Source organism: Xanthomonas fragariae (genome assembly GCF_900183975.1).
Classification (GTDB): Bacteria; Pseudomonadota; Gammaproteobacteria; order Xanthomonadales; family Xanthomonadaceae; genus Xanthomonas; species Xanthomonas fragariae.
Window position 1 is genome coordinate 725,740 of sequence record NZ_LT853882.1, and the last position, 6,761, is coordinate 732,500.

Below are 6,761 nucleotides of genomic sequence, written 5' to 3' on the forward strand. Positions count from 1 at the left end.
TCAGGCGCGGCGTACGCCCTCGATGCGCATCCAGTCGTCGTCGCGTTCGCAGCGCAGGTGCTCGAACCACGGCGCGTAGCGTTCCAGCAGTTCGTCCTCCTGCCCATGCAGGATGCCCGACAGCGCAATCCGGCCGCCCGGCGCCACGCGTGCGGCCAGGGTGTTGGCCAACGCGTCCAGCGCCGAGGCCAGGATGTTGGCGACCACAACCGGGTAGGTCTGCACCGGCTCGTCCTGCGGCAGGAACACCGCCAGCTGCGCGTCGACTTCGTTGCGCGCGGCGTTGTCGGCGGTGGCCAATAGTGCCTGCGGGTCGTTGTCTACACCCACCGCGCTGGCGGCGCCCAGCTTCAGCGCGGCGACGGCGAGAATGCCCGAGCCGCAGCCGAAATCGAGCACGCTGCGGCCCTGCAGCTCGCCGCTGCCGGCCAGGCTGTCCAGCCAGCGCAGGCACAGCGCGGTGGTCGGATGCGTGCCCGAGCCGAACGCCAGGCCCGGATCCAGCCGCACCACCGCCGCGTCGGGCGTGTCGGCGGCCTCGGGCAGGTCGTGATTCCACGGCACGATGAAGGTGCGGGCGCCGAACTGCATTGGCTTGAACTGATCCATCCAGGCGCGTTCCCAGTCGGTGTCTTCGACCATACGGAAGGCCACCTGGCTCCAGTCCAGCCCCGGGTCGAACGCTTCCAGCGCTGCCAGCAACACCAATGCATCGCTGTCGCCATCGAACAACGCAGTCAGCACTACTGTGTTCCACAGCGGCGTTTGGCCCACGCCGGGCTCGAGGATGGCGCGCTCGTTGCTGGTATCGGCATCGGCGTCGAGCAAGGTCACCGCCAGTGCGCCGACGTCTTCCAACGCAGTCTGGAAACGGGGCTGGGAGGTGTCGGAGCAGGGCAGGGTCAGTTCAAGAAACGGCATCGTGGCGGTCGGTGAATTTTAAAGCGTGCATCGTAGACCATTCGTGCCGGTGGGCTATTGGGTCGGAACTCGCTGTGCGCTTTTCCGAAAGTGGATAGTGCAGATTGGTTTTATCCATGCGTCCCTCGATCGCATGAAGCACTGCCCGCTCACGCCTGACGTTGCGAAAAAAGCCCGGTTTCCCGGGCTTTTTAGTTCTCTGCCTGCTGCGATCAGACCAGCGCGATCGACTTGTTCTTGCGCTCGGCCAGGCGCTTTTCCAGATAGTGGATGTTCTGCCTACCGGCCTGGAAGCCCTTGTCGCGCATGATGCGCTGCTGTAGCGGGATGTTGGTCTTGATGCCGTCCACCACCATTTCGCTCAGCGCCACGCGCATGCGCGCGATCGCGGTTTCGCGATCCGGGCCGTGCACGATCAGCTTGCCGATCATGGAGTCGTAATTCGGCGGCACCTTGTAGCCGGCGTAGATATGCGTATCCACACGCACACCTGGACCACCGGGCGGATGGAATGCGGTGATCAGGCCCGGATTGGGCATGAAGGTTTCCGGGTCCTCGGCGTTGATGCGGCACTCGATCGCATGCCCGCGCAGCACGATGTCGCTCTGCTTGAGGGCCAGCTTTTGCCCGGCGGCGATGCGCAGCTGCTCGCACACCAGGTCGATGCCGGTGATGCGTTCGGTCACCGGATGCTCCACCTGGATACGGGTGTTCATTTCGATGAAGTAGAAACGCCCCTCTTCGAACAGGAATTCGAAGGTGCCCGCGCCGCGATAGCCGATGCGGATGCAGGCATCCACGCAGACCTTGCCGATCTCGTTGCGTAGTTCCTCGGTAATGCCCGGTGCGGGGGCTTCTTCGACTACTTTCTGGTGACGACGCTGCATCGAGCAATCGCGTTCGCCCAGATGGATCGCATTGCCCTGGCCGTCGGCGAGCACCTGGATTTCCACGTGACGCGGATTTTCCAGGAACTTCTCCATGTAGACCTGATCATTGCTGAAAGCGGCCTTGGCTTCGGACTTGGTGGTCTCGATGGCCGCCTTGAGCGCGGCTTCCGAATGCACCACGCGCATACCGCGCCCGCCGCCGCCGCCGGCGGCCTTGATGATCACTGGGTAGCCGATTTCGCGCGCTACCTTGGTGTTGGCGACGATGTCATCGCCCAACGGACCACCCGAGCCGGGCACGCACGGCACGCCGGCGGCCTTCATCGCGCGGATCGCCTCGACCTTGTCGCCCATCAGGCGAATGGTGTCGGCCTTGGGGCCGATGAAGATGAAACCGGATTCTTCCACCCGCTCGGCAAAGTCGGCGTTTTCCGACAGAAAGCCGTAGCCGGGATGGATGGCCTGCGCATCGGTCACCTCGGCCGCGGCGATCAACGCTGGGATATTGAGGTAACTGTCGCTGGACGCGGCCGGGCCGATACACACCGACTCGTCGGCCATGGCCACGTGCTTGAGGTTGCGGTCGACCGTGGAATGCACCGCGACCGTGCGGATGCCGAGCGTGTGGCACGCGCGAAGGATGCGCAGCGCGATTTCACCTCGGTTGGCGATGACGATTTTATCTAGCATGGGATTCGGGATTCGAAATTGGGGATTCGTAGAGGGCGCTGGGCTCGCGCAGATGTCGCGACTGGTCCAGCGTGCGGATCACTGTATTGAGCCTGGCGAACGTGCGATTCAAGCGTGCGATTCAGGAGATCGAGAGTTGCCGCATCGGGGCCAGGCGAACTGCAGCCGCGTTGCAATCTGCAGTTGCGTATACAGTTTTGCCAGCGCGCCCCGCACTATCCAGAGATAACGCAAGTACTCGGCAGTGGAGCGCTGGGCGGCGTCTTCGGTGATGCTTGAAGGAACGCTGATCGCCGCGCGCCGCATCTGAGCCGTCAGGCCAAAGCGTTCCGAATCGGGAAAGTCGTGAATGGATCGATAGATCGCTTCGACCAGCGACATCGCATCGCGCCAGACCGTCAGGCGCTCGTGCGGTCGCTCTTGCCGATCCCGAATCAGGACTCTCCAATCTTCGCAACTCAGCCAATCACAAACAGCGGCTGATCGAATTCCACCGGCTGGCCGGTTTCGCCGAGGATGGCCACGATGGTGCCGGAGACGTCGGCTTCGATCGGGTTGAACATCTTCATCGCCTCGATGATCGCCAGGGTGTCGCCGGCCTTGACCTGCTGACCGACGGTGACGAATGCCGGCTTGTCCGGCGAGGGCGAGGTGTAGAACGTGCCGACCATCGGCGCGCGCAGCACATGGCCTTCGGGCAGCGCGGCGACCTGCTTGGTACCACCGGTGGAGGCCTCGGTGGGCGACTGCATCGGCATGCTGGTCGCCATCGGTGCCTGCGCGGCGGGGGCGGGTGCGGGTGCGTACTGCTGCTCCGGCGCGCTCATCATGGTCGTGCCCTTGGGCACACGCGCCAGACGCACGCTTTCTTCGCCTTCCTTGATCTCGATTTCGGCGAGATTGGATTCTTCGAGCAGGTCGATCAGTTTCTTGATTTTGCGGAGATCCATACGGGCCTCATGAAGTGAATCGGTGGGGGGCGCCGGCGGGTGTCGGCGGAATGGGGTCAGACCCTCGGCGTGGGCGTCGGTGTCGGTGTTGCAGAGGTCATGCTTCGCGCTCCAGTCGCGCGATCACCGCTTCCAGCGCCAGCCGGTAGCTATCTGCGCCGAAGCCGCTGATCACGCCGTCGGCCTTGTCGCTGAGATAGCTGTGGTGGCGGAACGGCTCGCGTGCGTGCGGATTGGACAGGTGGATTTCCACGAACGGCAGGCCCACGCCCAGCAGCGCATCGCGCAGCGCCACCGAGGTGTGGGTGAAGGCGGCCGGGTTGATCAGGATGTAGACCGTGCCGTCCTCGCGCGCGGCGTGGATGCGCTCCACCAGCACGTGCTCGGCGTTGGATTGCAGGCTGCTGAGCGTATGCCCGGCCGCTTGCGCACGGTCGACCAGGGCCGCATCGATCTGCGCCAGCGTGGTGCGCCCGTAGACCTCCGGCTCGCGGGTACCGAGCAGGTTGAGGTTTGGGCCATGCAACAGCAGCAGGTGAGCCATGACATTCGAGAGAGCGGAAAGGCCGGAAGTCTGCGCGATGCAGTCGATGCTGTCCAGATAGGCGAAGTTGTAGGTGTTTTAAATGGTCGTTTAAGTTGAACTATGAATCCGTGCCTTGTATGACTGCGGCGCAATCCACGAGCACCACCGATATTAAAGGCGCCCCGAACGTGGCCGATCAGTTTATTGATGCCACGCCCAACGGCGTTTGGCCGCCCTCGCCGTAACGATTCCTGGGCACGGGACAGCATGCAACCCTGCAATTCCATATCGGGCAGCCGGCGTCAACGCCTGCAACCTGCAAAGGCCAGCAAACTCTCGTCGCTATGGTCTCGGTTTGACCAGTCAATACTGCTTTCTGTCGCCGACCTCTGGCGACTTGTCGTCGGCACATGCGCTGCCAAGGCGTCAAGAAGTTGCCCGATCTGGTCGCAGCGTGCCTCGAACGCTCCATCATCGCCGCCATCTGGGCAGCCAGGGCGATCTGTTCGTCGTTGTGGATGTGGGTGATCCTTCCCTCAGATTGAAACGCCGCGCGTCCGCGCCGGTACGTCGGAGCCACAGCTGGTGAAAAAGCGCCAGGTGCGGTTGGCAGGCATAGAGAAGAAGATTTTGGCGTTGTAAAGCGCGTGGCATGACCACATACGACATCGAGTCGGCACTGGTGGATTCTGTACGGGCAATTGATGTCTGGCGAGGAACGCGTGCCGATGGACGCGCTATGAAAACGAGGTTACACAGTTCCTTTGACAGATCTTACTTGCCAGTCCAATATTACGATCAGAAACTTGTCAAGAGCCGGTTCTGCGTGCTTCCAGCAATTTCCACAACGTGAGAATCAGGGATAATAAGGATATATAATTACATGCTCCTCCAGTCCGTCTGGCACGAGCTGCACCTTGGAGAGACTGATCCGATGAATACGATCCCTGTTGGCAACATACCGCTAGAGCGTGTTATGAACTTTGCCCTTGTCACGCTAACGTATACGGATGAAGTCTCGTAAGCCTTATTCCACCGATATTTCCGACGAAGAATGGGCCTTTGCGGCTCCCTATTTGACGCTGATGGACGTGCAGGCACCGCAGCGCAAGTATGAGCTACGCGCGATGTTCAACGCACTGCGGTGGATCGCGCGCGCCGGCGCACCATGGCGATTGCTTCCCAACGATTTTCCGCCCTGGGAAGCGGTGTATCAGCAAACACAGCGCTGGCTGCAAGCGGGCTGCTTTGAGGCCATGGTCAGTGATCTGCGCTCACTCTTGCGTGTGGCGCAAGGGAAAAAAGGCCAGCCGAGCGCGGTCATTTTCGATGCTCGCACGCTGCAGTCCACCTGCGAAAGCGGGCCGCGTGCTGGATACGATGGCTATAAACGCAAGAAAGGCAGCAAGGTACACATGGCCGTCGATACGCTTGGACATCTGCTCGCTGTCCAGGTGACGCCGGCTAATGAGCAGGAGCGCGCGCAAGTCCGATCGTTGGCACAAGAGGTACAACACGTGACCGGTGAAACGGTCAAGATCGCCTTTGTTGATCAGGGCTACACCGGTCAAGAACCGGCGCAGGCGGCCACGGAAGAAGGCATTGAGTTGCACGTGATCAAGCTGCAAGAAGCGAAAAAAGGCTTTGTCTTGCTGCCGCGCCGTTGGGTTGTCGAGCGCAGCTTCGGATGGGCCAATCGTTTCAGACGGCTGGCACGCGACTACGAGCGATTGCCGGAAACCTTGGCCGGTTTGCACTTCGTCGTCTTCACGATCCTGATGCTTGGAAATGCAGCCACCCTCTTTCAAAGTTCATAACACGCTCTAATCCGATCATTCCTGATTTTGGTCTTCGCCACCGGCCTAGCGTGGATGGGGTGGCAATCAACGGGCTATATGGATTGGCAAACAGCGGCAGTGTATGGCGGCATGGTGCCGCCTATGGCGCTGGCGTACTCTTTATACTTGCAGTTTTTGCAGAAGCTCAGACCTTTCGTCAATTACAGATATTCCCGTTTTTTATTGATCCTGAGCCTGCTAGAAATAGTTAGCGGACTGGTCGTTCTGCTACTGCATATTCAGAGCGGCTAACAAAAACTAGGAAGCAGCCGTCAGCAGATGATGGAGCAAGCAAGAGCAGCGCCAGGTGGAGATCGATGCGGCGTTCAAAGCCGATGCGCAGCTTGTGCACCCGTGCGAACCAGGCATGTGTGCGCTCGACGACCCAGCGATGACGGCCCAAACGGTCGTTGCGCTCGATCCGCTTGCGGGGGATCCGCGCAATGCTGCCGCGTTGCCTGAGGTGGTCGCGGCAGCGAGCGATGTCGTATGCCTTGGTTTGTCTGGCCAGCGTCGTCGGCGCCCTGCTTTGCCGCCAATCGGCGGCAAAGCAGCGACCCACTCCTCGAACACCACCGACTCGTGGCGATGGGCGCCAGTGACACACACTGCTAAAGGAACGCCATTGCGGTCGACAATCAGATGCCGCTTGCTGTCTACCCAGTCACCCCTGAAAAACCCCAGCCACCCAACGACCGCAAGGCCTTGATGTCTGCACCGGCGTGCCAGAACTACCAGTGTTCGCTACGCTGAAGGCTGGTTTCTTGTTCCGCCCATGCGTACACGCCGTCCTGCTGCCGAAGACATGCCTGCCGACGAGTTGTTTCGTTCGCGGCTGGAGAACCAGATCGATCTGCGTCATCCGCTGGCGCGGCTGAGCCAACAGATGCCGTGGACGGCGTTGGAGCAAGCACTTTCATCGCGCTTGCCGGCCACCCAGGCCGGT

The 6,761-nt window shown here is 61.3% G+C and carries 7 protein-coding genes and 1 pseudogene (1 of these 8 running past the window's edge); 2 read left to right on the plus strand and 6 right to left on the minus strand.

Annotation, left to right across the window (positions count from 1 at the left end):
* From prmA to aroQ, 5 genes are all read right to left on the minus strand, one after another.
* A complete protein-coding gene (gene prmA, locus PD885_RS03265) occupies positions 1 to 921 on the minus strand; it encodes a 50S ribosomal protein L11 methyltransferase (RefSeq protein ID WP_002804974.1) in 921 nt (306 codons plus the stop codon).
* Between the two features lie 212 nt (positions 922 to 1,133).
* On the minus strand, positions 1,134 to 2,501 hold the full coding sequence (accC, locus tag PD885_RS03270; protein ID WP_002804973.1) for an acetyl-CoA carboxylase biotin carboxylase subunit: 1,368 nt from the start codon (positions 2,499 to 2,501) through the stop codon (positions 1,134 to 1,136).
* 108 nt (positions 2,502 to 2,609) lie between these two features.
* Positions 2,610 to 2,882 carry a four helix bundle protein gene (locus PD885_RS03275; protein WP_002804972.1) on the minus strand — a complete coding sequence of 91 codons (273 nt, stop codon included), beginning with the start codon at positions 2,880 to 2,882 and terminating at the stop codon, positions 2,610 to 2,612.
* Between the two features lie 77 nt (positions 2,883 to 2,959).
* Complete coding sequence (gene accB, locus PD885_RS03280) at positions 2,960 to 3,451, minus strand: acetyl-CoA carboxylase biotin carboxyl carrier protein (RefSeq protein WP_002804971.1); 492 nt, start codon at positions 3,449 to 3,451, stop codon at positions 2,960 to 2,962.
* A 97-nt stretch (positions 3,452 to 3,548) separates the two neighbouring features.
* Complete coding sequence (gene aroQ, locus PD885_RS03285; RefSeq protein WP_002804970.1) at positions 3,549 to 3,995, minus strand: type II 3-dehydroquinate dehydratase; 447 nt, start codon at positions 3,993 to 3,995, stop codon at positions 3,549 to 3,551.
* 992 nt (positions 3,996 to 4,987) lie between these two features.
* On the opposite strand from aroQ, the gene PD885_RS03290 reads away from it, so the two are divergent.
* On the plus strand, positions 4,988 to 5,794 hold the full coding sequence (locus PD885_RS03290) for an IS5 family transposase (protein WP_065975294.1): 807 nt from the start codon (positions 4,988 to 4,990) through the stop codon (positions 5,792 to 5,794).
* Between the two features lie 229 nt (positions 5,795 to 6,023).
* Here PD885_RS03290 and PD885_RS03300 read toward each other — a convergent pair.
* Positions 6,024 to 6,469: pseudogene (locus tag PD885_RS03300) on the minus strand (transposase); the annotation flags it as partial.
* Between the two features lie 121 nt (positions 6,470 to 6,590).
* On the opposite strand from PD885_RS03300, the gene PD885_RS03305 reads away from it, so the two are divergent.
* Positions 6,591 to 6,761, plus strand: partial view of an IS5 family transposase gene (locus PD885_RS03305; protein ID WP_088056653.1) — the start only. Its footprint extends 1,197 nt past the window's final position; the window shows 171 of its 1,368 coding nt (coding positions 1-171); the start codon lies at positions 6,591 to 6,593; the stop codon falls past the right edge of the window.